The sequence below is a fragment of the Thermogemmatispora carboxidivorans genome (genome assembly GCF_000702505.1).
GTDB classification, from domain to species: domain Bacteria; phylum Chloroflexota; class Ktedonobacteria; order Ktedonobacterales; family Ktedonobacteraceae; genus Thermogemmatispora; species Thermogemmatispora carboxidivorans.
This window is the reverse complement of record NZ_JNIM01000001.1, coordinates 1,455,947-1,481,154: the sequence shown is the minus strand read 5'-3', so window position 1 is coordinate 1,481,154 and position 25,208 is coordinate 1,455,947. Positions and strand designations below refer to the sequence as shown.

Annotated in this window: 19 protein-coding genes and 1 CRISPR repeat array; of the genes, 8 read left to right on the top strand and 11 right to left on the bottom strand. The window is 62.1% G+C overall.

Going from position 1 to position 25,208, the window contains the following annotated elements; translation table 11 throughout:
• The first annotated feature begins 131 nt into the window (after positions 1-131).
• The 3 genes from N688_RS05870 to N688_RS05860 are packed head-to-tail and all read left to right on the top strand — an operon-like array spanning position 132 to position 1,432.
• Positions 132-413 carry a hypothetical protein gene (locus N688_RS05870; protein ID WP_052888405.1) on the top strand — a complete coding sequence of 94 codons (282 nt, stop codon included), beginning with the start codon at positions 132-134 and terminating at the stop codon, positions 411-413.
• The gene (locus N688_RS05865) at positions 379-678 is read left to right on the top strand and encodes a hypothetical protein (RefSeq protein ID WP_156025320.1); all 300 of its coding nucleotides are present in this window, start codon (positions 379-381) and stop codon (positions 676-678) included. The genes N688_RS05870 and N688_RS05865 overlap by 35 nt, the downstream gene beginning before the upstream one ends.
• Positions 611-1,432: a hypothetical protein gene (locus N688_RS05860; protein ID WP_156025319.1), complete on the top strand. Its 822-nt coding sequence runs from the start codon at positions 611-613 to the stop codon at positions 1,430-1,432. Before N688_RS05865 ends, N688_RS05860 begins: the two co-directional genes overlap by 68 nt.
• Before the next feature lie 328 nt (positions 1,433-1,760).
• Positions 1,761-2,911: direct repeats of the CRISPR family, unit length 37 nt; unit sequence CTTTCAGTATCCTCGTGCGGATCGTCCCCTCTGCAAC.
• A 717-nt stretch (positions 2,912-3,628) separates the two neighbouring features.
• Here the strand turns inward: N688_RS05860 and murJ are convergent.
• The 6 genes from murJ to N688_RS05825 all read right to left on the bottom strand — a co-directional run bounded on the left by murJ (position 3,629) and on the right by N688_RS05825 (position 11,442).
• On the bottom strand, positions 3,629-5,284 hold the full coding sequence (gene murJ / locus N688_RS05850) for a murein biosynthesis integral membrane protein MurJ (RefSeq protein WP_052888401.1): 1,656 nt from the start codon (positions 5,282-5,284) through the stop codon (positions 3,629-3,631).
• A 278-nt stretch (positions 5,285-5,562) separates the two neighbouring features.
• The gene (locus N688_RS05845; protein WP_052888400.1) at positions 5,563-5,769 is read right to left on the bottom strand and encodes a KGG domain-containing protein; all 207 of its coding nucleotides are present in this window, start codon (positions 5,767-5,769) and stop codon (positions 5,563-5,565) included.
• A gap of 493 nt (positions 5,770-6,262) precedes the next feature.
• Positions 6,263-6,664 (bottom strand): response regulator, encoded by a 402-nt coding sequence (locus tag N688_RS05840; RefSeq protein WP_052888399.1) that lies wholly within the window; start codon positions 6,662-6,664, stop codon positions 6,263-6,265.
• Positions 6,665-6,810: 146 nt separating this feature from the next.
• On the bottom strand, positions 6,811-8,181 hold the full coding sequence (locus N688_RS05835; RefSeq protein ID WP_052888398.1) for a GAF domain-containing sensor histidine kinase: 1,371 nt from the start codon (positions 8,179-8,181) through the stop codon (positions 6,811-6,813).
• A gap of 180 nt (positions 8,182-8,361) precedes the next feature.
• Complete coding sequence (locus N688_RS05830) at positions 8,362-9,150, bottom strand: CAP domain-containing protein (RefSeq protein ID WP_052888397.1); 789 nt, start codon at positions 9,148-9,150, stop codon at positions 8,362-8,364.
• A gap of 282 nt (positions 9,151-9,432) precedes the next feature.
• Positions 9,433-11,442 (bottom strand): S9 family peptidase, encoded by a 2,010-nt coding sequence (locus tag N688_RS05825; RefSeq protein ID WP_052888396.1) that lies wholly within the window; start codon positions 11,440-11,442, stop codon positions 9,433-9,435.
• Between the two features lie 301 nt (positions 11,443-11,743).
• Here N688_RS05825 and N688_RS05820 point away from each other — a divergent pair, with 301 nt between their 5' ends.
• Positions 11,744-12,364: a PadR family transcriptional regulator gene (locus N688_RS05820; RefSeq protein ID WP_052888395.1), complete on the top strand. Its 621-nt coding sequence runs from the start codon at positions 11,744-11,746 to the stop codon at positions 12,362-12,364.
• Between the two features lie 230 nt (positions 12,365-12,594).
• On the opposite strand, the gene N688_RS05815 is transcribed toward N688_RS05820, so the two are convergent.
• Positions 12,595-14,325, bottom strand: a complete 1,731-nt coding sequence (locus tag N688_RS05815; RefSeq protein ID WP_052888394.1) for a DHA2 family efflux MFS transporter permease subunit — start codon at positions 14,323-14,325, stop codon at positions 12,595-12,597.
• 519 nt (positions 14,326-14,844) lie between these two features.
• Here N688_RS05815 and N688_RS05805 point away from each other — a divergent pair.
• Both N688_RS05805 and N688_RS05800 read left to right on the top strand, forming a co-directional pair.
• On the top strand, positions 14,845-15,789 hold the full coding sequence (locus N688_RS05805; protein ID WP_052888392.1) for an MBL fold metallo-hydrolase: 945 nt from the start codon (positions 14,845-14,847) through the stop codon (positions 15,787-15,789).
• Positions 15,790-15,997: 208 nt separating this feature from the next.
• On the top strand, positions 15,998-17,008 hold the full coding sequence (locus N688_RS05800; protein ID WP_052888391.1) for a fumarylacetoacetate hydrolase family protein: 1,011 nt from the start codon (positions 15,998-16,000) through the stop codon (positions 17,006-17,008).
• A 172-nt stretch (positions 17,009-17,180) separates the two neighbouring features.
• Here the strand turns inward: N688_RS05800 and N688_RS05795 are convergent, their stop codons facing one another.
• The 4 genes from N688_RS05795 to N688_RS05780 form a co-directional block, all read right to left on the bottom strand.
• Positions 17,181-17,783, bottom strand: a complete 603-nt coding sequence (locus N688_RS05795; RefSeq protein ID WP_052888390.1) for a magnesium transporter — start codon at positions 17,781-17,783, stop codon at positions 17,181-17,183.
• Positions 17,784-17,870: 87 nt separating this feature from the next.
• Positions 17,871-18,458 (bottom strand): hypothetical protein, encoded by a 588-nt coding sequence (locus N688_RS05790; RefSeq protein WP_052888389.1) that lies wholly within the window; start codon positions 18,456-18,458, stop codon positions 17,871-17,873.
• 143 nt (positions 18,459-18,601) lie between these two features.
• Positions 18,602-20,401: a protein kinase domain-containing protein gene (locus N688_RS05785; protein ID WP_052888388.1), complete on the bottom strand. Its 1,800-nt coding sequence runs from the start codon at positions 20,399-20,401 to the stop codon at positions 18,602-18,604.
• Positions 20,402-20,521: 120 nt separating this feature from the next.
• Entirely contained in the window at positions 20,522-22,117 is a 1,596-nt protein-coding gene (locus N688_RS05780; protein ID WP_162179503.1) for a tetratricopeptide repeat protein, read from the bottom strand.
• A 559-nt stretch (positions 22,118-22,676) separates the two neighbouring features.
• Here N688_RS05780 and N688_RS05775 point away from each other — a divergent pair.
• Entirely contained in the window at positions 22,677-23,396 is a 720-nt protein-coding gene (locus tag N688_RS05775; RefSeq protein WP_052891387.1) for a response regulator, read from the top strand.
• A 5-nt stretch (positions 23,397-23,401) separates the two neighbouring features.
• Entirely contained in the window at positions 23,402-24,964 is a 1,563-nt protein-coding gene (locus N688_RS05770; RefSeq protein ID WP_052888386.1) for a sensor histidine kinase, read from the top strand.
• Positions 24,965-25,208: the final 244 nt, after the last annotated feature.

The following is a 25,208-nucleotide window of genomic DNA, read 5'->3' as shown; positions in this document are numbered from 1 at the left end:
GTGAGCAGCCTAACAAGAAGGGAGGGGCAGCCAGGTCGGGTTCGCGGGTGACGGGAAGCTCAGCGAGCGAGAAGTGGGTAAAGGTAGAAAGGATAGAGGAGAAACGATGCAGGAAGGAGAGCATCAGAGAGATGGCGGAGAGTGAGGTAGCGAGGCTGCGGCGGCAGATTGAGGAGGAGTATGCGGCGGCGTTTTGGGGGTTGCAGGGGCTGGCCTGCTGGGCGCGGCACGACTTCATCAACGCGCGCATGGGGCGTCTGGCCGAGCTAGAGGAGGCCCTGAGTGAGCATCTAGGACTGGAGCGAGCGCAAGAGGAAATAGCGGCGGCCTACGAGCGACAGCGGCGGGCTGTCGTGATTGAGCAAGAAAGGACCGAGGATGATGGCCGAGAGCGAAGTAGCGCGTCTGCTTGATGAGATCGAGAGTGCTTATGAGGCGGCCTTACGTGGTCTGGCGGGCCTGGCCTGTTACGCGCGGCACGACTTCATCAACGCGCGTATGCAGCGCATTGGCGAGCTGGGGCACGAGCTGAGCCTCTACGTGGGATCAGAGCGAGCGCTGACGGCGGTATTGGAGATTCACGATCGCTGTGTGAGGAGGTACTTACGTCATGAGAGTGGTGGCAGCAGCGGCAGCAGGGTCGAGCCAGGGTCAGGCGCGGCAGAAGGGGGCGCCTGAGCCGCAGCGGGGACCGTTGTGGACGGTGGCCCAGTTGCGGCGGCGCTGTGGTGGGTTGACGGCGCCTGAGCTGGCGCGGCGGGCGGGTGTACCGTTACGGACGGTCTATTTGATGGAGATCGGGGGAGCGGTCAGTTGGGAGGAGGCGCGACGGGTCTTGTCTGTCTTGCGCGAGCGGCTCGCGTGTTGTGGTCTGGGGGAGATCGAGGTCGTCGGGGGATTTATCGTCAGTGAGGAGTTGCAGCGGCAAGCCTGGCGGGTGCTCACCGAGAGCGACTTTCGGCTCTTTGTGTATGGGAGTCAGGTGCCGCTGCCTCCTCTGGCGGAGGCGGGCGCCGGTACAGGCACAGGTACAGGCACTGGTAGAGGTGCTGGTACAGGCGCCGGGTCGGATGCCGGTCACGATGCTGCTACAGATGCCGGTAGAGGTGCTGGTACAGGCACAGGTACAGGCACTGGTAGAGGCGAGGCAGAGGTGGGTCCCGTGCTGGGGCAGGCTGGTCCTGACACTGGTCGAGACATGAGGAGAGGCATTGCGGAAGCGGAGGAGGAGGGTATGATCAGAGGAGGGAGCGCACTGGGGGCTGACGCTGCAGGCGAGGAAGGCGAGCGAGGAGCGGAGCAGGTGGAGCAGGTGCAGACGCGGCCTCTGAGCGTGGGAGCGGTGGCCTCATCAGCCTCAGTCTCAGCGGGAGCGGCGCGCTTAGGGCGTTGGGTCAGGAGTCAGCGTTTGAGCAAGATACCATTTCCCTAACGTACCCGAGCTCTCTCTATCCGAGTTTCGCTCTGTACTTGGTCCGTTGGGGAGTCGGAGCGCGTGCCTGGTGACGAGCTGGGGCGCGGCTCCGGCTCTCTTTTTTGGGGGATGATGGTGTGTGAGTGAAGGAGTGAGGTGGGTGGGTATCCGCCAAAGTGGAGGAAAGGGCCGTTTTGTAGGAATGTAGTGTATTGTCGCCGGGCTAGTCGGGGGGCGATGCCCGGGGCAATACGCTATTCTTTTTATATATTGTGACTCTTTTTACTTCCTTTACCTTTTCTTTCAGTATCCTCCTTTTAGTATCCTCGTGTTTCAGCATCCTCGTGTTTCAGTATCTTCGTGCGGATTGTCCCCTCTGCAACCGAGAAATCCCCATCCTGGTCAGGTTAGAAGATTCCCCTTTCAGTATCCTCGTGCGGATCGTCCCCTCTGCAACCGCGCCACGCGCTGCTCCTGCAGACCGTCGACGCAAGCTTTCAGTATCCTCGTGCGGATCGTCCCCTCTGCAACAAACTCCACGTCTTCTCCACCTCGGCCCCTCTTCCCCCCTTTCAGTATCCTCGTGCGGATCGTCCCCTCTGCAACTGCGGCCCGGTCCCTTCTTCAGCGAGAGCAATGAGAACTTTCAGTATCCTCGTGCGGATCGTCCCCTCTGCAACAAGCGCTACCCTATTCGAGAACTGCTAGCACTCAACCGCTTTCAGTATCCTCGTGCGGATCGTCCCCTCTGCAACTTCGAGAGCGAGGCGAGGTGATTGATCCGGCCATTGCAGCTTTCAGTATCCTCGTGCGGATCGTCCCCTCTGCAACGTCCCCTTTCTTGCCTTGTCTAGCTATCCTCATTACTTTCAGTATCCTCGTGCGGATCGTCCCCTCTGCAACCGGTTGCCTGCTTGTTAGGGTGGCTCCATAATCCCCCTTTCAGTATCCTCGTGCGGATCGTCCCCTCTGCAACGCAGTAAAGAACTTTTAACTATAGATGACGTGCAAACTTTCAGTATCCTCGTGCGGATCGTCCCCTCTGCAACTGTAGCGAACACGTCTTTCGCAATATTCTGCATTGCGACTTTCAGTATCCTCGTGCGGATCGTCCCCTCTGCAACCAAATCATGCAAAAGCGCATACTCATCAATATTGAGGCTTTCAGTATCCTCGTGCGGATCGTCCCCTCTGCAACTGTGCCGTGGTGCAGCGAGTCGGCTTGTGAAGCGGCACTTTCAGTATCCTCGTGCGGATCGTCCCCTCTGCAACCTGATCCCTTTCATCGGTGCCCCCGAGGCCCCCTGGCACTTTCAGTATCCTCGTGCGGATCGTCCCCTCTGCAACTTCCGCGCACGCATCTGCCTGTACTCCTCATACTCCCGTCTTTCAGTATCCTCGTGCGGATCGTCCCCTCTGCAACAGCTGTGCTTCCCCCTCGGGAGCTAGCAGCTCTTCATCTTTCAGTATCCTCGTGCGGATCGTCCCCTCTGCAACCGCGCCCAACGGAAACGGACCCGGGATACATCTTTCATAGACTATAACGATCGAGGCCCCATTTTTTGGCGCTGAGAGCCTCGTTTTCCCCTGCCCCCCTGCCCAAAAATCTATCGGATTACGACCTTTCTCGAAACTCGTTTTTTGCAACGCGCAAGGGGCGAGTTTCGAGAAAGCACAAATAAACATAGGCATATTCTACAAGCATTACATGCACAGATTCGTCAAAATACGGTCAGAATCCACCGTATTTCTGAGCGGCCCGTGGAGAGTTTCGAAAGCGGCCCTCACAGAGGCCATCACGCGGGGGATCTGGCGACCCCATCCCACTTTCCCACCTCACACCCCACCTACCGGCCCACAGCCCAGACCAGTCCGCAGGCGACCCGCGCCGACCAAACCAGGCCCCTGCGCCAGACAGCCCGTGGAGCCGGCGGCGAAGAGCGCGACGCGCGGGTGACCGCAACCGAGGAGAACAGCCAGCCAGCCAGACAAAGAGACAAGCTGACTGGCAGGAGCAAGACAGGAGCAGCCACCAGGTCCAGCGTCTTGCCAGTCAGAGAGCCAGGCCCAGAGGAAACCAGAACCGAGGAGCAAACCGCCGCGGCGCAGCAGCCACAGCCAAAAACAAAAGAGCCGACGCCTGGTCACCACCCACAGCCATCCTGACCCCCTTCCACCAGGCGTCGCGGCCCCAGTGCAGCGGCCAAACCAGCCTCAGCGGGCCGGCTCCTGGGCCTGCCCGCGCTGCTCACGCTGGCGCAGCCGCCACCACAGCACCAGACACAACAGCAGGGCCTCCGCCGAAGCCGAGCCGGACAAACTCAGCGACACCGCCAGAATCTGCTGCTCGCCCGACAGCCAGACGAACAGCCCCACCATCAGCGCCACCCGCGTCAGCAGCGCAAAGACATTCGTCAACAAAGGAGTACGCGCATCCTTCAGGGCATAAAAACTGCGCGCCACCACGTCACCGACGCACACCCCTGGCAACCCCACCACATAGCCGAACAGAGCCAGATTCGTCAACCAGGCCGAATGATCATCAAAGGCCCCGTGGCGAAACAACAGATCGATCACAAACAGCCCCAGCCCGCCCAAAGCCAGCGCCGACAAGACACTCAGCACCAGCGACGACCCAATCACCTGCCCGAACAAGCGGCGCAAGCGCCCATAGCGGCCCTCCAATTCCAGGCGCGCCATGCGCGGCAGCGCCGCCTGACCGATCGCCTGCGCGATCAATGACACCGGCAAATAAAACAACATATAAGCATTATGCAGCGCCGCCAGGCTGGCCAGATCCGGCAGAAACGACGTCACCGTCGTCTCCAGAATCGAACTCACATACGCCACCGCCACCGCCAGCATACTCGGAATAAAGAGCGCCATCACCTCGCGCAGGCCCGGATAGCGCAGATTCCAGGCGAAGACATAGCGTACCCCCTGCTGCCAGAGAGCCGGAAGCTGGACCACAATCTGCAGCGCCGCCGCCAGCAAGACCCCCAGCGTCGGCCCATAAATCCCTACCCCCGGCACCACCAGCGCCACCAGCAAGCCCGCAATCAAGCCCACATTATAGACCGCCGTCGCCAGCGCCGGCAGCAAAAACTGCTCACGGCTACTCAAAATCGCCGTCACGATCGTCCCCAGGCCCAGCAACAGCGGCTGAATCAGCATAATGCGCGTCAGGCGGATCGTCAGTTCCTGCTCCGCCGGCGGGTAGCCCGGCACCAGAATATGGACCACAAAGGCCGGCGTCAGCAGGCAGCCCAGCAGGAGCAAGATCGTCAGGGCCACCAGCAGCACATTAAAGACCAGGCTGGCCAGATACCAGGCCTCGCGCTGATCGCCCCGGCGCTGGTAGGCCACAAAGACCGGAATAAAGGCCTGCGTCAGTGCCCCCCCGGCCACCAGATTGAAGAGCGTATCAGGCAAGCGGTAGGCCGCATAATAGGCATTGGCCTCCGGCCCCGTCCCAAAGAGGGCATTAAAGAGGGCCTGGCGCAGCACCCCCAGCCCCTTCGAAGCCAGAATACCCAACATCAACAAGAGCGCCGCCTCCATCACCGAGAAGCGACGCACAGTCAAGCCGCGGCCCGGGCGCAGGCGCGCCAGACTGAAGGGCAAGCGCACCCCCAGCAGCGACCAGCCAGCGCCCGCCGCCGTCTCCTCCAGCGCCTCCTCCTCGACCTCCCACTGAGCGCTCCCGCTCGCCCCAGGGGCCTCACTCACCGCGATACCCGTTGTCGGATCAACCAGGCGTGGTGCTCTTTGCGAAATAGGAGCCTCCTTTTCGACAGTTGTTGCTCGTCGCCTCTGCTCTGGCGTACAGAGGAGATTATACCAGCCCCGCTCAGGCGGCAGACAGCGCACCCTCAAAAAAGTACTCCCGGCCAGTCCCAGCCCGTTCAGAGCCGCGCCCGGCCTTCCAACCACAGGCAGCCCAGCCCGCTGACAGGCCCCCAAAAAAAAGGCTGTCCGTCGAAAAACGGCCAGCCTCTGTAGCGTTACCAGTCTGGAAAAGAAGGGAAAGGAAACAACCAAGGTCCAACGGACACAGGACCATCGGAAGTAAGCTCGCAGCTAGCCCCGCGCGGCACCAGTAATGCGGCGCACGAGGCCATCTGTGCCTGGAAGCGCCTGAATCCAGGCTAAGCCTGAGCCTGGGTCTGGGCGTTCTTCGGGCGCCGCCGGCTGATCGAGCCGCCCTTGCGACCGGCAGCCTGGGCCTCCTCGCTGGTCCACTTGTGGGCCGTACCCAGCGCGTGGGCCGCCTTACCGCCCTTACTGGCAATCTCGCGCTTCTTCTCCGGGCTCATGGATGCGAAACCACGACCACGACCTTTCTGATTTTGCATGCTGTGCTCTCCTTCTTCTTCTTCGTCTTCTGCGTTTCAAACGAGTGAAACGTGGCAGTTGAGTAACGCAAACGCAGACCACAGCGAACCCGCTGCGGCTGTCTTGTCTGCTTCCTGCCTTGCAACAGTCGGGGTGCATTCCCTACTGTTAGGATAACAGGCTCATGGGGAGAAGAACAAGTCAACAATACGCCTCTACCAAAAAGTTTCAGCTTTCTTTAAGGTTAGCCAGAGCATATCAGCCAGCCGCCAAAGGGAGCAGGTCCAGCTTGTTCATCCAGGCAACCAGACAGCCGGACAAATGGGCAGGCCGGAGCCACGAAGAGGTCAGCAGCAATCTCCAGCCTGCCGTCAGAAGACCATCGGCCAGGGCCAGCAATCGATCAGAGAGAGAAGAGAGCAGCCACCCCCGCGAGCCGACCAGCCGGGCCAGGGAGGGGCCAGCGCGCCAGCCACGCCCTGCCTCTCACGAGAGGGAAGCCGAAGCTAGCGTTTAACGTTCCGAAGGACTATGGCGCTGCGTCAGATCGCGGACCAGCCTGACCATATCATCGATCGCAAAGGGCTTCTCCAAAAGCGTCACCTGCAACCCCTGCAACTCCGCATCTTCCGGCTCGGTCAGCGTAGCCGCGGTCGTCAAAATAATGGGGAGCGAGCGATACTGTGGGAGACGACGGACCTGTTGGATCACCTCAATCCCGGAGACCAGCCCTGGCAAGAGCCAATCAACGATCAGGAGATCGGGCGAGGGGGCCTGATCCTGTGTGGCACCCTGGAGCGCATTCAGGCATTCCTCAGCAGTAGGGTAAATCGTAACACTGTAGCCCTCGTCCTGCAGGACGAGCTGTAACATCTCCTGAATAGCGGAGTCATCTTCTAGCAGGCTGATATGCATGGCCTCGTCCCTACCTTGTTGAGTCTCACTATCATTCCAGCCACACTATAGCAAACTGGACTATATTTCGCAAGTAGGGGCCGGGCCGCTGTCAGCCTTACCGGGCGCAACCGTTGCGCGCTCTCCCAGGCTGGCGACCTGACGGGCTAGCGCAGGCGGCCCGCCGTCGCCTCCGGCACCGCCGTCGCCAGCGGCAGCGTAAAGGTCACACGTGTCCCCTCACCGGCGCGGCTGCGCAACTCAATGCGCCCCCCCATCGCCTCAACCAGGCGGCGCGTAATATAGAGTCCCAGACCCACCCCCGGCACACACTCACGGCTCTGCTGTTCCAGACGGCTAAAGGGGCGGAAGAGGCGCGACTGCTGCTCTGGCGAGATACCTATTCCCTGATCACAGACGCTAATCTGCATCAGCGTCTCCCCAGTCGGGCGCTCCTCCTGGCAGAGGCCGGCTTCAATGGTGATCACCCCCCCGGCGGGTGAGTATTTCACTGCATTTTCCAGCAGATTTGTCAGGATCTGCTGCACGCGATCGGCGTCGGCCCAGACCGGGGGAAGCGGCTCCATGAAGCGGCAGCGAAACAGATACTTGCCAGGGGTTTCGCGCTCGACGCGCTGGCGAATCAGCTCCACGGCGCGGCGGCAGAGGGCAGCGATATCCAGGGAGGCCGAGCGCAGGTCGAGGTGATTGGCGTGAATGCGTGAGACATCGAGCAGGTCGCCGGCCAGAGCCTCCAGATGATTGACCTGCTCCATAATCACTTCGAGGTAATGGCGCTGGAGTTCCTCCGTCAGCCCGTCGCTGCCCTTGCGTCCCTGGCCCTGGCCAGAAGGGGAGAGGCCGTACGCCTGCAGCAGGCTGGCGTAGCCCTTAATTGCCGTCAGCGGTGTCCGCAGCTCATGGCTGACCATTGAGATAAACTCATACTTCAACTGATCCAGCTCCGACAGCCAGCCAAGCGCTTCACGTCCCTCAGTGTTAGCCGTGGCGCCGTCCTCCCAAGGCGCCAGCCGCTGCGCCTGAGCGGGAGCGCGAGCGGCCATTGAAAGCAGGCGCAGCTGCTGCTCCAGCTCGCCTGCCAGCTGGGAGAGCACAGCCGCCAGCAGTCGACCCTCACCGGCGGAGAAAGCGGCGCGCCGTTCATCGAAGAGGAGCAGTGTCCCCAGGACCCCCGCCGGGCGCTCCAGCGGAGCCACCGCCAGACTGCCAATGGTTGTGGCACAGCGCAGGACCGGGTCAGTCTCGCAGCAGTGCACACGCCCGCTCTGAGCGGCGATATCGAGCAAGGCCCGCACCTGCTCATACCGCAGCAAGGCGCGTAGCCTCTCCTGATCCAGGCCGCCGCCAGAGCAGCCGACATAGCCGGCGGCGCCAGGGACAAAGACCTCAAGCAGGGGATGACGGACCGTCTCATCGGGGCACCCAAGCAGCAGGCCAGCCGCCTGGCAATCGACCAGCTCACGCGCTCGCCGAGCCAGTCGCCAGGCCAGCGCCTGTACGTCTCCCTCGGCTGTCATGCTACCTTCCCTCCCGCTTACACCACATGACTCCCAGAGCTTCCTTTTTAGTATATGCTCCCTCACAACAAGCGGGGCGCCCGTGGCGCAGCAGGTTTAGTTTCCCGCCCGTCGCCCGAGCGGTGGCAGGGCAGGAGAGGAGGCCGCCAGGCAGAGGAAGAAGGGAGAGAAGCGGCTCGCTTAGCTGATCATATCTTCGGTGAACCAGATCCAGCCGTTGGGGGCCACATAGACGCCGATGCCGATCTGATGCAGGGTTGTACTGAAGAGATGGATATGGTGCCAGCCCGTGGCCGGCTCATTGGCCATACTGGCCTGAATGTTATAGGCGCCACCCCAGGGCGTCGGATAGGGGCCGGCCAGGCCGATATTCTCGCCGCAGTCGCTGAAGGTGAAACCCTCGTTGGCGATGCGCGTGCACTGCGGCAGCCCATCGGGGCAGGTATGACTGAAGCCGCAGTGATACATATTCCAGCTATGCAGGCGCGCCCCGCCCGAGAGCGTCATATTCCAGACAAAGGGGGGCAGGCCGCAGGCGGCGCGATCCTGATTGATCTGCTGAAAGAGCTTCTGGGTCAGCATGATCTCCTCGGAGGTGAGGGCTGGTGGCTGACCGTAGGGAGCGCTGCCCTTGCCGGTGGTGGCGATAGAGCCGGCGGCGGGTGCCGCGCCACCCGTGGCGGGAGCAGTGGCCCCACAGACATGGGAGGCATTGCTGACGCTCGGCGAGGTGGAGGTCGGTTTTGGCGTTGGTGTTGGCGTGCTGCGCTGACTGGGGATCACGATGCTGGTGGGCCGGGGATGCTGCTCCAGATTCCCCACGGCGTCGCTCATCGTTCGAGTCTGCGGCGCCGTCCCCTGCGACTGCCCGCCCGACCCGCTGGCATTCCCACAGGCCACACAGAAGGCCAGGAGAGAGAGGGCCACAATGAAGCTCGCGCGACCATGACGACTCAATCTCAAGCTCATAGCGCTCGCTCCGCTCCTTTCTCTGGCGCGTACGTTGATCCTTTCGCCCTTGCCTGCTTTGCCGATTGACAGGGAACAGTGTAGCATACTCTCCAGAAAGGAAGCGGGTCAGTGTACAGGAAATGGTACTTTCAGGCGAGCGAGTGCGAAAGCAGTTGAGGGTCAGGCACAAGCGGCAGCAGATGTCAGGTCAGGCGCATCCGCTCAGGAGAGAGATCTCCCATCTGTCCCCATCTGTCCACCGATGGCTTTCTCCCCCCTGAGCCTCCCCCACAGCCTCATCTACCAGAGGTAGCGATCGAGCCAGGCCAGGATACGCTCCTCGCGATCGCGCAGGTGGGGCAACTCGCGCAGGCCATGCCCCTCGCGTGGATAGATCACCAGCTCGGCAGGCACGTTGCGCTCGCGCAAGGCCCGATAGAAGGCATGAGCCTGGCTGACCGGCACGCAGTCATCCTCGGCGCCGTGGAGGATCAGCGTCGGCGTCGTGACCTGGGACGCGTAGGTCAGGGGAGAGCGTGCGCGGTAGATCTCCGGCTGGGTCAGCGGATTGGCCTGCAGAAAGCGCACGTCGAAATCGGGAATGTTGCTCTGGGCATGGAAGCCATGCCAGTCGCAGATACCGGCGCCCATGACCGCCGCCCGGAAGCGCTGCGTTTGCGTCACGGCCCAGGCCGCCATGAAGCCGCCGTAGCTCCAGCCGACAATCGCCAGGCGTTGGCCGTCGACCAGTCCGCGCGCCACCAGTTCATCGATGCCTCTGAGCACATCCTGCAGATCCCCACCCCCCATATCGCCGACCACGGCCTCAGCGAAGGCTCTGCCGCGGCCCAGGCTGCCGCGCACGTTGGGGCGCAGCACGGCATAGCCGGCGGCGGCCAGCAGCAGGCTCCAGCCGCTCTCAAAGCCTGCCAGGAAGGCCCCTGTTGGGCCGCCATGCACCCAGACCACCAGCGGCGGTGCTCCCTGGCCGCGAGGCACCAGGGGGGGCGTAAAGAGGGCCTCAATCTCCCACTCATCAACGCTGCGATAGCTCAAGGGCTGGCTCTGTGGCAGTCGCCAGGTCTCTTCGGCCAGCGGATTCAGGCGTGTCAGACGGTGCCAGATCAGGCGTCTCTCTGCCTCCTGGCCTGGCTGCTCCTCCGGCGTCAGCTCAGGCAGGTCGGCGCAGTAAAGGTCAGATGGCTGCTCGGGTGAGCTGCGCGTCGTCAGGAAACGGCGCAGGTTTGGTGTCGTCGCGAGTGCAGGCCAGCCGTCGCGCAGCACTATCCCGGCCTCCAGCGCCTGACGTTTGCCGCTGGCCTCATCCAACAGACCGATCTGCTGGTGCAGTCCGCTCCAGGCCGTATAGAGCAGGTGCCGCCCGTCGGGGAACCAGCGACACCAGGCCACACTGATCTCAGCGCCAGGGGTCAGATTGCGAGCCGGGCCGCCCTCCACGGGCACCACATAGAGATCGCCGGCTCCGCGGATCACATCGCTCCATTCGCCCGAGACAAAGGCCAGGCGCGTCCCATCCGGGGACCAGGCCAGGCCGCTGGCCTGATGCTCCAGGGAAGTTAGCTGACGCACCGTGCCGCCCCCGGCCTCGACAACGCCGATCTGACCGCGGTACCAGGTGGTCAATTCTGGGCCACCGGAGAAATAGACGGCGAAGCGGCGGCCATCCGGCGACCAGGCATATTCCCAGATCGCCAGGCCCTCGGGAGTCACCGCGCGCGGCAAACCCTCATCGAGGTAGACGGTCCACAGCCGCTGGCAGCGTTCGGCCTCGCGGCCAAAGACGCGCGGATCGCCCTCCGGCTCGGGCTGTTCATAGCCGAGAAAGGCCAGGCGTGAGCCATCCGGCGACCAGGCGAGATCGCTCAGGCCGCCCGGCAGCGTACAGAGGTGGCGGGCCGTCCCGCCCTCAGCAGCCATTACGAAGAGCGCCAGCCGCGCTCTCTCGCCGCTTCCTTCCACCTTTTCCTTCGCCAGAAAGGCCAGCAAGCGCCCATCGGGTGACCAGCGTGGACAGAACTGCTCGCTCGCATTCAGGCTGGCGGAGAGCGGGCGCGGCTCGCACTCGAAGTCGCTACTGATCTCCTGCAGCCAGATGCGTCGCTGCGAGCGCGGCTGTCCGGGGGACGGCTCACGTATCACAAAGGCGGCACGGCGCCCATCGGGCGTCAGATCATACTCGTCCACCCAGCGCAGGCGGGCGCTCTCGCCCGGGCCGACCAGGAGCCGAGTCCGCGGCACCCCGTCAGCCGGCCTGGCCGAGGATGCAGATAGAGAGGCTTCAGTGCTCACAGCATACTCCTTTCTTCCCTTCAGCAATGGAGCGAATGGTCTCGTTCCGCCTCATCTCGTCTTGTCGCTTGCCTGGCGCGCGGCGCATCTATGCTATAAGAAAGCGCACAATCTGCCAGGCTGAGCAGATGGCCGGCAGTTGTCGGACGGTCTCCGACGCAGTCAGGCAATACACAAGCAAGGGAGTGCCCCCTATGCAGGAAGGGGGCACTGTTTGCTATTATACTGTAAGGAAGGGAGCGTCGCCCTGCCTGCACGCTGACAGAAGAATAGCAGACCCATTCCAGACGCTGAGGACCCTATGCTGTATGAACTGCTGATCCTCGTCACCCTTATGCGAGGCCCGGCCCACGGCTACCGGATCGCCAAAATCATCAACGACATGATCGGCCCCTACGCCGCCCTCAGTCATGGCCGGCTCTACCCCCTGCTCGCCAGGCTAGAGCAGCAAGGACTCATCCAAGTCGAGCAGAGTGGAAGCGGGCAACAGGGAGATCGGCAAACGCGCGTTTACCGCATCACCGAAGCGGGGCGAGAACGCTTCCACCAGCTGATGATGAACACCACCGCCAACCTGGGCGAATACCGCGAGATCTTCGCCCACAAAGTAGCCGGCTTTGAATTCCTCACCCCTACCGAGCGTCTGCACCTGATCGAACACTACATCGGCTACTGTCAGGAGCACATCAAATACATCTATCAAGAGGCCGAGGATCTCCTCCAGAAAGCCAGCGAAATTGAAGGACTCCGGAATTCCAAGCAGCTGGAAAACATCCTCAACGTCATGTACCACTGGATCGAGCACTGGAAACTTGAATTGCGCTGGGCCAAGCAGCTGCGTGAGGGCGTCCTGCAGCACCTGGCCCAGGAAGAGGCAGCCGCCACAGCCGGCCCAGAGCCACAAGCGGCGCCCGACAACTAACCCCTCAGCCGCTGCCAGGCAGCGAGCCGCCGCAGCTCGCCGTCCAGGCTCCCGGCTTCAGCCAGCGGAGCCGCCCCGGGCAGCGTGCACCCTCTCCTTTCTTCCACGCCGCCGGGGCCGGTTGGTTTGCTCCGCTCCCTTCCTGGGGCAGAGGCTCACTGGCCCGGCAGAAGAGCCAGCTTCGATCGACCCACTCCAGGCGGGCCTGACTGGAGCGAGGCCATCCTCAGCTAGGAAACGGCCCCTATCTCTGCCACAGCCAGCTCATCGCCACCACCTGGCTCGCTTTGACGGGCGCGGCCCCTCCCCCGGCCAAAGAAAGCCGCCAGCGCCGTCAACCCCAGGCCCAGAGCCGCGAAGGCGGCAGAGGCCCACCACGTCGCCGTAAAAGCCGCCAGCACCTCATCTTTGAAGATTGCGCTGATGCGCCCCCCCAACGCCTGCAGATGCGCACGCAGCGCCTCCCGCTGAGGGCCAGGAGGGACCGTCTGCGCCAGCGGTCTCAAATCGACTGCTGTCGTTGTTCCCCCCGTCTGATCCTGCGCCGCCGTCTGCCCCGTATCTGCCTGCCGCAAAGCCGTGATCAGGTGATTGCGCAAAGCCGGCGGCAACTGCTGATCGGTCGCTACCACCTGCACGCTCTCCTGTTGGGCCTGCTGCAGATGCTGCTGGAGCTGGGCTGTGAAGAGGGCAATCAGCACAGCCACCCCAAGCGCAAAGCCCAGCTGACGGAAGGTATTCAGAATCCCGCTGCCGACCCCAAACTGAGCTGGAGGGACCTCGCTGAGGGCAAAGATGGGAAAACTCTGGAAACACATCCCCATGCCCACGCCAATCAAGGCCAGCCGCCAGGCCGTGTCAAGCGATTCCGCCGAGGCACTTACCAGCGCCAGCAAGCTGAATCCCAGCGCCACCAGCAGCAGGCCCGTCAGACCCACCAGCAGCGGCGGCAGACGGCGCCCCACCGCTCCCATCAGCAGCGAGAGAACGAGCGAGGCCAGGGGCAGCGGCAGCAAAGCATAGGCTGCCTCCAGTTGACCGTAGCCGCGCAACTCGATAAAGTAGAAGACAGCCATCACAAAGGCTCCCTGCATCGCCACCCCAAAGAGCAACATCGCCACATTCGAGAGCAGAAAGCTACGGATTCCAAAGAGGCGCAGGTTGACCATCGGCTCCCCCACACGCAGCTCGACCCCCACAAAGACCGCCAGGCCGACCAGGGCCAGGCCCAGCAGCGCCAGCGTAGGCAGCGAGCCCCAACCCCAATCATTGCCCTGCATCACCGCCAGCACCAGCGAGAAGAGGGCCACGCTCAGCAACAACAAGCCGGACCAATCCAGGCCGCCGGCGCGCCCATCGCGACGCACCTCGCGCGTCTCCGGCACCCAGAGCCAGACCAGGACCAGCCCCAGCAGGCAGAACGGCAAATTGACGTAAAAAATCCAGCGCCAGCTCAGCGTCTGGACAATCAGCCCGCCCAGAACGGGACCCAGGGCCGAGGCCAGGCCAGCCGCCGCGCCCCACAGACCGACCGCCGCCCCACGCTGCTCGCGGGGGAAGATCGCCATCAAAATGGCCAGACTGACCGGATTCAGCACTGACGCTCCCACCGCCTGAAAGGCCCGGAAACCGATCAACCAGCCGATCGAAGGAGCCAGTCCACAGAGCAGCGACCCCAACATAAAGATCGCCATCCCGGCCATAAAGATCCACTTGCGCCCGAACAGATCGGCCAGTCGCCCCACGGTCACCAGCAGCACCGCGAAGACCAGGCTATAGGCATCCAACACCCAGCCAGCCATCGTCAGATCGGTCTGCAACTGCTGCACAATGGCCGGCAAAGCGATCGTCACGATCGACAGGTCCAACAGGGCCATAAAGAGGCCGAACATCATCGCCAGCAGCGCCAGCCAGGGATTCGCTCCCCGCCTCACACTGCCCGCTGAACTTGCTTGCACCATGCCCTTTACCTCCCTTTACTCGTTCTCTCAGCACAAGCGTACTGCCAACGAAAGCAGCCAACAACCCATGTCCTTCCGCAGGAACAGGTCGGAGCTTATCGTCAACCAGTTCCAGGTAGCTGGTAGAACTGACAATGGATACCACTCACAGTGACCTATTATATTCCCATAAGTGGCGAATGTCAATGGCTTTATACCCTAATTTTGCCTATGCTAAATTTATTTTTTAGATATAGATAGGTCATAATGACCTTTACCAGCGGCGCGTATGGGAAGCCATCCTCAGCAACGAGGAGGCCCGGGCGGCCAGCATGTGACGATTCCCCTCGCCAAGGCTGGGAAGACGTGCGATACTGTATCAGGACCAGCAAGAAGAGGATCAGGGAGTCCACACTAGCATCTCCTCCTTGGGCCAGACCGCCCAAGATCTGGCTGGTGGCACCGCCAGAGATCCAACCAGTCAGTCAGTCAGCCAGCCAGCCAGCCAGCAGGAGACCAATAAGGGAGGAAAGAGAAGACATGGCAAGCTTCGCCTACACTCGCGGACTACACGACCTCGGCCACGACCTCTATGCCTATCTACAGCCGCCCGGCACCTGGGGCCTGAGCAACGCCGGACTGATCGTCGACGGTCAGGCCACCCTGCTCGTCGACACCCTGTTCGACCTCAAGCTCACCGGCCAGATGCTGGAGACCATGAAACGAGCCGTGCCCGCCGCTGCCGAGATCGGCACCGTCGTCAACACCCACGCCAACGGCGATCACTGTTATGGCAACCAGCTGGTTGCCAACGCCCAGATCATCGCCTCCGAGCAAGCCGCCAGCGAGATGCAAGAAGACCCGCCCGAGCGCCTGCGGACGCTGCTCTCCCAAACTGCCAGCCTGCCGCAACTGCAGCGCTTCTTGCAGCGGGCCTTTGGCGCCTTTGACTTCAGCGATATCACCCTGACGCCGCCCACGCGCACCTTCAGGGGTGAGCTTACCCTGCACGTCGGCAGCAAAGAGGTGCGCCTGATCGAAGTCGGGCCGGCCCATACCCGTGGCGACATCATCGTCTACGTCCCCAGCGAGCGGGTGGTCTTCACTGGGGATATCCTCTTCATCGGCGGCCATCCCATCATGTGGGCTGGCCCTACAGCGAACTGGCTGCGCGCCTGTGACCTGATCCTGCAGCTCGACCCCGAAATCATTGTTCCTGGTCACGGTCCCATCACCGACCAACACGGCGTCAGCGAAGTCAAGGGCTACCTGCAGTACGTCTATGACGAGGCCCGCAAGCGCTACGAGGCCGGCCTGTCGGCCCTGGAGGCAGCCCGCGATATCCCCCTCGACCGTTATGCCACCTGGACTGACGGCGAGCGCATCGTGGCGAACGTCGCCGCCATGTACCGCGAATTCAGCGGCGACCAGAGCGAACCAGAGAAGCCCTTGCTCTTCGCCAGCATGGCAGCGCTGGCTTCCTGATCGCCCAGCGTAAGTCAGCGTAAGGTTGAGCCTCTCTTCTCCTTCTTCGCCATCCCGCGCATCGCTGGTCCTTACAGCAGAGAAGGAGACAGAGAGGCGGCTTGCAGGAAGAGGAACCCAGCCAGCATCGACCCAAGAAGGTCGAGTTCGAGTCGACCGCTTTGCTCACTCGGCCCACCAGCCGAGGTCTCTCTGGAGGCACAAGCCCATGAAACTGGTGACCTACGTCCTCGATCCCACCACGCCGCGCGAAGGAGGGCGAGCCGGTGTGCTACTTAACGATCTCGTGCTCGATCTGGCCACCCTCGGTCGCTGGGCCGCCGAATCTCTCAGCGCAGGCAGTGAAGAGCTGCTTCCATCCACAGTGTTGGCCCTCCTTCAGCAAGGAGCAGCGGCCTGGGAGCAGCTAGGCGCCGCCTTCGCCCTGGCCAGCCAGAGCGAACCAGCGCAGCTACAAAGCCGACAAGGACTGGCCTACCCGCTGGAGCAGGTCCACCTGCGCCCGCCCATTCCGACCCCTCCCACCATCCGCGACTTCTTCGCCTTCGAGGCCCACGTGCGTAACGCCCGCGCCCGCAGCGGTCTGGAGGTGCCGCCGCAATGGTACCAGATCCCCGTCTTCTATTTCTCCAACACCTCGGCCCTCTACGGGCACGACGAAGCGATTCCCTACCCCCGCCTCAGCCAGGCACTGGACTATGAGCTAGAGATGGCTGCCGTCATCGGGCGCGAAGGCCAGGACATCGCCGCCGAGGAAGCCGCCGACTACATTGCAGGCTATATGATCATGAACGACTGGAGCGCGCGCGACCTCCAACTTCAAGAAATGGCCGTTCAGCTGGGGCCAGCCAAAGGCAAAGACTTCGCCACCTCCTTCGGTCCCTGGCTGGTCACACCCGACGAGCTGCAGCCCTACCGCCGCGGCAGCGGCGCCCACGAGCGTTTCGACCTCTCCATGCGCGCCCGCGTCAATGGCCTCCTCCTGACCGAAGCCAACTTTCAAGACATCTACTACACTTTTCCCCAGATGATCGAACGCGCCTCACAGCATGTCCGCCTGCGCCCTGGCGACATCCTGGGTTCTGGCACCTGCGGCAGTGGCTGTCTGCTCGAACTCGGCCAGGAGCGCCATCGCTGGCTGACAGCGGGCGACATCGTAGAGCTAGAAATCGCTGGGCTGGGTCTCCTGCGCAACACCATTGTCGCCCCGGCCTCCTGATCGAGTTAGCCATCAGTGCCAGCCAGCGGCAACCTCTGGCACTGACCATCATCAGGACAAGCGAGGAGCGAAGGCCCACGCAGGGAACTCACACCTTCGCTCCTCTTGCTCGTCCTTAAAGGAGATCCGGGGAAAGCTGCGGCTGTTCACTCTCTACCGGAGCCGCAGCTCGCTAGGTCCGCCCTTCCTGGGGCGGAAACTGCCGCATCTCAGGCTCCTGGTCGGCGGGCATAGAACCGGCAGCAGGGAACTGTCTCGCCTCCTCCCCACTGAGACCCCGCTCCTCAGCTAGCTCCTCCAGTACCCGATCACGACGCTGCTGATCGCTAATGGAGCGGGCCAGATGCAGACTGAGACAGATGCGCTCAATCTCCAACGTCGTCAGACGCAGCGCCTCCAGTCGCTTTCCCAGATCCTCCCGCTCGCTGCTCTTGACCTTGATCAGCTTGCCAATCAGACTCACCAGTAAGGTCGCCACCGAGAGAATGGAGCCACCTACAACGGAGGCCCTGAACATAATCACCAGAGCCACAATCACACAGAGCCAGACGATGACCCGCGTCTCATAGAAGATGATACGATTGGCACGACGAAGCTCTTCATAATCTGACTTAAGCAATTGATAGAAATCAGCCAGATGGTCGGGAAAGTATGCCGGTAGCTCAGAGGGAGCTTCCACCATCTTCGCCTGGACCTGGCGGCGCCTGATCCGGCGCGATGTGCCCTCAGCCTCGTCGGATGCGCCTGCTCCCTGCTCTGCCGAGTGTTCACGCATACCAGCCCCCCAACCCGGCACAGGATCGCTTACTACTCATATCATATATTGTTTTATGTGCTAGGTAAAAACAATTGAGAACATATATTACTCACACGAGAGAGGGGGCTGAGGCGGCCCCACCCAGTGCTCGAACAGAGAAGCAAGAGCCTCCCCCCGCTGTTGAACGTCAGCCACCTCATAGGCCCGAAAGCATTCCAGATAGGCCGCATACAGCTCATGCAACCGTTGCAGATGCTCCTCCAGCTCACGCTGAGAGCGCTGATGGAAGCGCAACAGCAGTAGTGCGAGTACCACCGCCAGCGAGGCTGCCCCGATGCACCACTCCAGGGGGACAGCCAGCAAGAGACCACCCAGGGCCAGGCCCAGGGAGAGCATGCTCATTGGCAACCCCCCCACAACCAGGCGATGCGTCAAAGCCAGGCGTCGGCGCAGATGAGCATGTTCCTTACTCAGTCGCTGATAGCAGGCATCCAGCCTGGCCAGATACTCTTCGGCCAGATCATAGCAAACCGTTCCGGGCAGCTCCTCCGGCTCATTCAGCAGCCTGGCCCCAGCGACCATCAGCCTGGCGACAGCCAGCGCCTCCTCGTTTCTGCGCAGCACCCTGGGGGTACGGAAACGCGCTCCCATCGGGGTCTCCTCCTCACCGACCAGGAAGGAAGTGATAGCCATAGCAGATCACCTTAGTTTCCATTATAATTCACCAAAAAAGCTGAAAATCTCTATATAACTTGAGAGGAAGAAGGGGTGACAATAAAATTAAGAGAAGGAGACAAGAAAAGAGCGCAGATCAAGCCAGGTTGGGGCGGATCAGGTCAACTCAGCGGTCCCCAGGGTCGCATGCGGCGACGAGCTTTTTGGGCCTCCTGATACTGGCCGAGCAGCTCGTAGATCTCCGCCTTCAACATCCAGGCGCGGGCGTAGCTACGATCAAGCTCGGTGGCCTCATTGAGCGCATCGAGGGCGGCGCGATGATGGCCGAGGCGCAAAAGAGCCTCCGCCTTATTGCACCAGGCCACCGCGCTGCGCGGATTAATCAAGAGCGCCCGCGTATAAGCATCGACCGCTCCGGCGAAATCGTGCAGTGCCGAGCGGGCATTGCCCAGGCCATTCCAGGCATGAAAACTATGGGGATCGCAGGCCAGCGCCTGCTCATAGGAAGCCAGCGCCTCGCTGGTCAGGCCCATATCCAACTGAGCATCGGCCTTCCCATTCCAGGCTGCCACATAATGAGGATCGAGAGCCAGGGCCCGCTCAAAGTGGACCAGGGCCTGCTGATAGCGCTGCAGCCGATGGAGGGCCAGGCCAGCACTGACCCAGACCACCGCGCTCTCGGGATCGATCTCCGTCGCGCGCTGAAAAGCCTCATAAGCCTTGCGATAATTCCCCTGATTATAGAGGGCTGTCCCCTTGCCATTCCAGGCATGGAAATTGCGGGGAGAGAGCTGGAGCGCCTCCTCATAGGCCCGCAGCGCCTGCGCATAGTGCTGCTGGCGTAGGAGCTGGTCCCCCTCCTGACACTTCTCACGCACGCTGCTGCTGATGCGCGACGAAATGCGCGTCTGCTGCTGGACCGGCAGAGCGGCGCTGACCCGCGCCTCCACCCCGTTGCTCTCAGCCTCGCTCTGGAGGGCCGCCGGCGCCTGAGCCTGAGCAGGCAAGGCTCGCCGCGGGCCTGCCGCCGGGGGCAGACGCCCGACCTCGCGCGAGCGCGCCACCATAGCCCGCGCCCCCGTACCGAGCTGCAAGGCGCGATCAAAGTCATATTGAAACTCCAGCATATCGCTGTAGCGCTCTTCGGGGCGCGCTGCCAGGGCCCGCAGCAGCACCTCATCCAGTTCCGGGATCAGCTCGCGATTCAGCGAGGAAGGAGGCACAATCACGCCACTGAGCGGATCATGGGGATGATAACCGGTGAGCATTTCGTAGAGGACGACCGCACAACCGTATTGATCGCTGCGGGGATCGACAATGCCATGAGCCTGCTCGGGCGCCATATAGCCGACCGTCCCACGGACCGTCACCGTCATACCCACGCGGGCCCCTGGCTCCAGAGCGCGGGCGATGCCGAAGTCGGTGATCACCAGGCGATGATCTTCCTGATGGATCAAGAGATTCTCGGGCTTAATATCGCGGTGAATCACCGGGCGAGGGCGTGTATGGGCATAATGCAGCGCCGACACCAACTGATGAAAATGCTGAACCGTCTCCCAGAAAGGCAAAGGGCCAGCCGCATTAGCCAGGCGGGTGCGCAGCGAGCCTGCGGTATAGAGAGGCATAATCAAAAAGACGCTCGGGCCATCGCGGCCATAGTCCAGCACTGGGGCAATATTGGGATGATCCAGGGCTGCAGCAATCCGGGCCTCGCGCAGAAAATGCTCGCGCTCAGCCGTGGTTGTCCTGCTTGGCAGGAGCAACTTGATTGCCACATGGCGCGACAAATGGCGGTCGATCCCCCGGAAGACCGCGGCATAGCCCCCCTTACTGATCAAAGCTTCAACGACATAGCGACCGGCGAGCGCCGTTCCCAAGAGAGGGAGAGCGCAGGCTCGGCAAAAGAGATCAGACTCACGATTCTCGTATCCGCAGTCATCCAGGTCGGCGCAGCGTCGCATGCCCTCCTCCTCTTTCAGTCTCTCACAGTCTCTCCGTGGCGCCATCGACACCAACCAGGCGCGGCTCAGCTCACTTCACGAGAGAGCGGAGCCACCTGGGGTATCCAGTCAGCGTCTCTTTCATGTCTTGCGCAACGCCGCCTGCTGCTCCAGAGAGCGCACCCACTCCTGACAGGAGCGGGCCTCTTCGCTGCGTCCCAGGCGTTCGAGCACGACCGCCTTATTATGCCAGGCATCGGGTTCCTCGGGAGCGAAGGCCGTCGCCTGATCCAGGGCCGCCAGGGCCTCCTCCAGCCGGCCCAAGGCGAAGAGCGACAATCCCTTATTGTTCCAGGCAGCGATATAGTGGGCATCGAGGGCCAAAGCGCGATCGAAAGCCTCCAGGGCCTCCTCATAGCGTCCCAGCTCATGGAGGAGGCTGCCCTTGTTATACCAGGCGGAGATCAGGCCATCGTCGTAGCGGAGCGCCTGACTATAGGATTCCAGGGCATCCTCATACATGTGGAGGGCAGCCAGGACGTTTCCTCGATTATACCATGCGCCGGCCAGGGTAGGATCAAGTTCTAAGGCTTCATCGTAGGCCGCAAGCGCCTCCGCATAGCGCCGCAGATCGCGCAGATCGTTGGCCTTATCAAAAGAATAGAGGGCATTCTGCGGCTCCAACTGCAGCGCGCGCTCATGGAGCGGGAGGGCCTGATCGGGCTGCTTCAGGCGACGCAAAATATTGCCCTTAATATCCCACAAGGAAGCGCGCTGGCTCTCCAACTCCAGAGCCCGATCGACGGCAATGAGAGCCTCCTCGTAACGCTGCAAGCTATAGAGCGTATCGCTCATGGCCTGCCAGATGACACTCTGATTGGGATCAAGCACCAGGGCGCGATCGAAAGCCAGCAGGGCCTCCTCTGGGCGATTCTGCTCAGCCAGGGCCATGCCGCGGCCACTCCAGGCGAAGGCCGAATTCGGATCGAGGGCCAGCGCCTGATCGTAGCAATACATCTCCTCATCGTAGCGGCCCAGCTCATGCAAGACACTGGCGCGCGAGTTCCACAGCTCAGGATCATCCGGGCGCAGGCGCAGGGCATAATCGTAGGCCGCCAGCGCTTCCTCGGGGCGCCCAAGGAGCATCAGGGTAGCCCCCTTGCCGACCCAGGCCTCCACCGGGTTCCCCTGGGAGCGAAGAGCCACCTCGTAGGCCGCCAGCGCCTCCTCATAGCGCTGCTGCTCATAGAGCGCATGAGCCTCGGCCAGCCAGTCACGCACGCCCGTTGGAGTCGTCTGGCGCTGCTGAGAGACAGACCTGCGGGGCAGCGCGGGATGGCGCTCAGTACTGACCTCATCCTCCGCTACTCCCTCCTCCTCTTTCACCCCAGCCGCGGCCTGCACTGTCGCCTCAGCCTCCGACCACAAGAGGTCGCTGCCCACACGCACCGTCATATGGGGACGAAACTGGCGGGCGGGCTGGCGAGCCGGATCGAATTCTGTCTTGACCAGAAAGGCAACTGGACCATCCTGGCCATAATCGGTCACGCGAATGCTCCCCGGCTCATTGACCCGGCTGGAGAGCGACATGGCCAGCTCCGCATCTTGCAGAAACTCCTCCCGCTCTTGCTCCGTTGCCTCGCGCGGGCGCAGTACTCGCACCGTCACTGGCAGCCCGCGATGGTGATCCAGGGCCTCCAGCGTGACCGTCTGGCGGTCGCGAGAAAGCAGATCCATAATTTCATAGCGCCCCAGCAGGAATGAGCCTCTGGTCGGAATTCCACATTGGGCGCAAAAACGCACTTTATCGGGATTCTGATAACCACATCCTTCGGCGTCCAAACAGCCCCCCATGGGCCTCCTCCCTGCTCAGCACATCGTTTTAACAACGTTCCCTCATACATACAAACACGTAGACATCGCAGAAACGGTGGAACTGCAGCATGCAAGTATATAGGGACCCGAGACCTACTCTAACGAAAGGGTCCTCCTCTGTCAAGAGAACGTTCCAGCATGCTTTTCTCATGATACCACAAAGTGCGGCCAAGGCGCTGCCCAGCGGCCATTTTCGCCTGTTTCGTCCCCCACAGAGGGCTTGCCTTCCGCCCCAGGCCGTGCCATAATGAAAAGGGTTTCAGCAAATTTGCTGTAGTCCTCTCCGGTGGAGATCCTCTATAGTAAGAGCAAAACGCTGCGACGGTTTCACACAGGCTGGTGCTGGCTGGCTGCGAGGAAGTTGCTCCGCAGGAGGGTTTTGACAGTGTTCAGCGAGCTACGAGAGCAGGACGATAGCATCATGACAACACAGATCGCTCCCGGCACAGTCAACGGCGAGCATGAGGAGCAGCGAGTGATCCGCGTGCTCCTCGCCGATGACCACGCCCTGGTGCGTGAAGGGACACGGCGCTTGCTTGAGGCAGAGAGCGATGTCTCCGTGGTAGCTGAGGCGGCGAGTGGTGAGGAGGCGATAGAGGCCGCCCGGCGCCTGAATCCCGATATTGCTATCATGGATATCGCTATGCCCGGTATGGGGGGGATCGAGGCCACTCGCCAGATCAAGGCCCACTGCCCCAAAACGGCTGTCCTGGTCCTCTCCGCCTACGACGATGAGCAGTACTTGATCGCACTGCTGGAGGCGGGAGCCGCCGGCTTCCTGCTGAAGAATGTACACGGCCAGGAGCTGGTGAATGCGATCCGCGCTGTGGCTCGCGGCGAGTCGGTGCTGCAGCCATCACTGACAGAGAAGATGATGCGCCGCCTGACGAACCGCAGCAGTCACCCGGCTCAGCGCTCCTCGGATCTGCTCAGCGAGCGCGAGTTTGATGTCCTGCGCCTGGCCGCCCGCGGCCTGCCTAATAAAGAGATCGCGCGCCGCCTGGGCCTGAGTATCCGTACTGTCCATAGCCACCTGGCCAATATCTTCCAGAAAATGCAGGTTGGCTCGCGCACCGAGGCCGTGCTCCAGGCCCTCCGTCAGGGAATGATCTCACTCCAGGATACCTACGATAGTCAATGAGAACCATGCTCAAGCAGGCACAGTTCTCACCACTACGGCTGCTGGTGATCGCGCTCTCTCTGGCCATTGTTTTGCCTCTGCTGCTCTGGTCTATCCACAACTATCGACCAGTTCCCAATTTTTACGGCCCACGTGCCATCTATAGCCTGGTCGCCCTGACCTCCCTGCTGGCCCTGCTGGGACGCTACTCTTTGCTCCGTTTGCTGCGCTCCGAACTGGCCGACCCCAAAAATACCCAGCAGCAGGTCCTGGATACCTGGCGCCCGCTCTTTCTCTTCGACATCACCGCCCCCTTCTATCTGGCCGCCAGCGTGCTGATTAGTGTACCCGCCGCAGTCTTGACCGCCATCATCACCCAGCTGGTCCTTCAGGGCTATACGCTGGCACGCGGCTTCATCTCATGGAGCGAGGCCTGCTATCACCTGGCCAGCACAGGCTTGATCGTCTTCCTGGCTGGCTCAGTCTATGTCTGGATGGCCGGCAGCACGCATCTGCCCCTCCAGCACACGGGACGCCTGGCCGAAACCAACGAACTGCTCGGCAGCGTGCTGGCCGCCGTGGTGATGATGGTCCTCATCGCCCTGATCGCCTTGCCGATCATGTTCCGCTGGTCTGGACACCCCACCGGGGCCGCCTGGCGCGCTTACCTGGCTTCTCCTTTTCTGCGCTTTCAGGCCCTGGTGCTGAGTGTCGGCCCGCTCTTGCCCGTGGTCGACATCTTCGACGATGCTGCCGCTGAGCTGGCCTGGCTCTTTTTCCTGGTGCCGCTCTTCGCTATTTACTACCTGGCCCTGGTGAGTACGCGCCTGAGCATTCAGACCAATGAGCTACAGCGCGCGCTCGAAGATTTGCGCAGCGCCCGCCGGCGCCAGGATGAGCTACGCGACTACGCTTCTCTGATTACGCGCGTACAGGAGGAGGAGCGCCGCCGCCTGGCCCGCGAGCTGCATGACGATACGGCTCAGGCCCTGATCGCCCTCTCCCTCGGCCTGGACGGGTTGGGGCGCGCCATGCGTCAGCTCCAGCTGCCGGCGAAAGATCTGGAGTGGCATGCTAGCCTGCAGAATCTGGCCGATCGGACGCTGGAAGGCGTGCGCCGCGCCTGCCGCGATCTGCGTCCGTCAGTGCTGGATGACCTGGGTCTGCATGCAGCTCTGGAGTGGCTCAGCGATAGCTCTGCCGAACGCGGCGTCCCCTGTTCCTTCAGTTGCTCGGGCGAGCCTCGCCCAACTTCTCCAGAGGCAGAGATTGCTGTCTTTCGCATCGTTCAGGAAGCGCTCTCAAACGTCTGGCGCCACTCACAGGCCAGCCAGGCCTGGCTGCATGTGGCCTATTTGCCCAGCTGCCTGACTGTGACCGTGAGCGATAATGGCCGCGGCTTCTCCCCTGAGCAGGTCGGCACGGGACGCGAACACGGCTCACAGGGCGGCCTGGGACTGCTCGGGATGCGTGAACGCGCGGCCTTGATCGGCGCAACGCTGACGATTGAGTCAGCCCCCGGTCAGGGCTGCACTATCCGCCTCTCGCTCCCCTTGCCCCCCGAACAGCAGCACCCCGACTCCCACTAACACCCCCCTCAGCGCTCCTCCACCACTCACTCCTCCAGGCTATCTGCCCCTTTCCCCCACAAGGAAGCTCCTCCCATAGTTCTGCTTGAAGACGATTAGGTACATCTGCTGATGCGTTTTGCCAGACAATGACGCATAGTAATAACTGGGTGGGGTCCGGGAAGCAGCCAGTGTTCATGGAAGCTTACAGCGGTTTGATGGGTCGACGGTAAGCTCTAGCCAGGGACCGGGACCTGGCTACGGG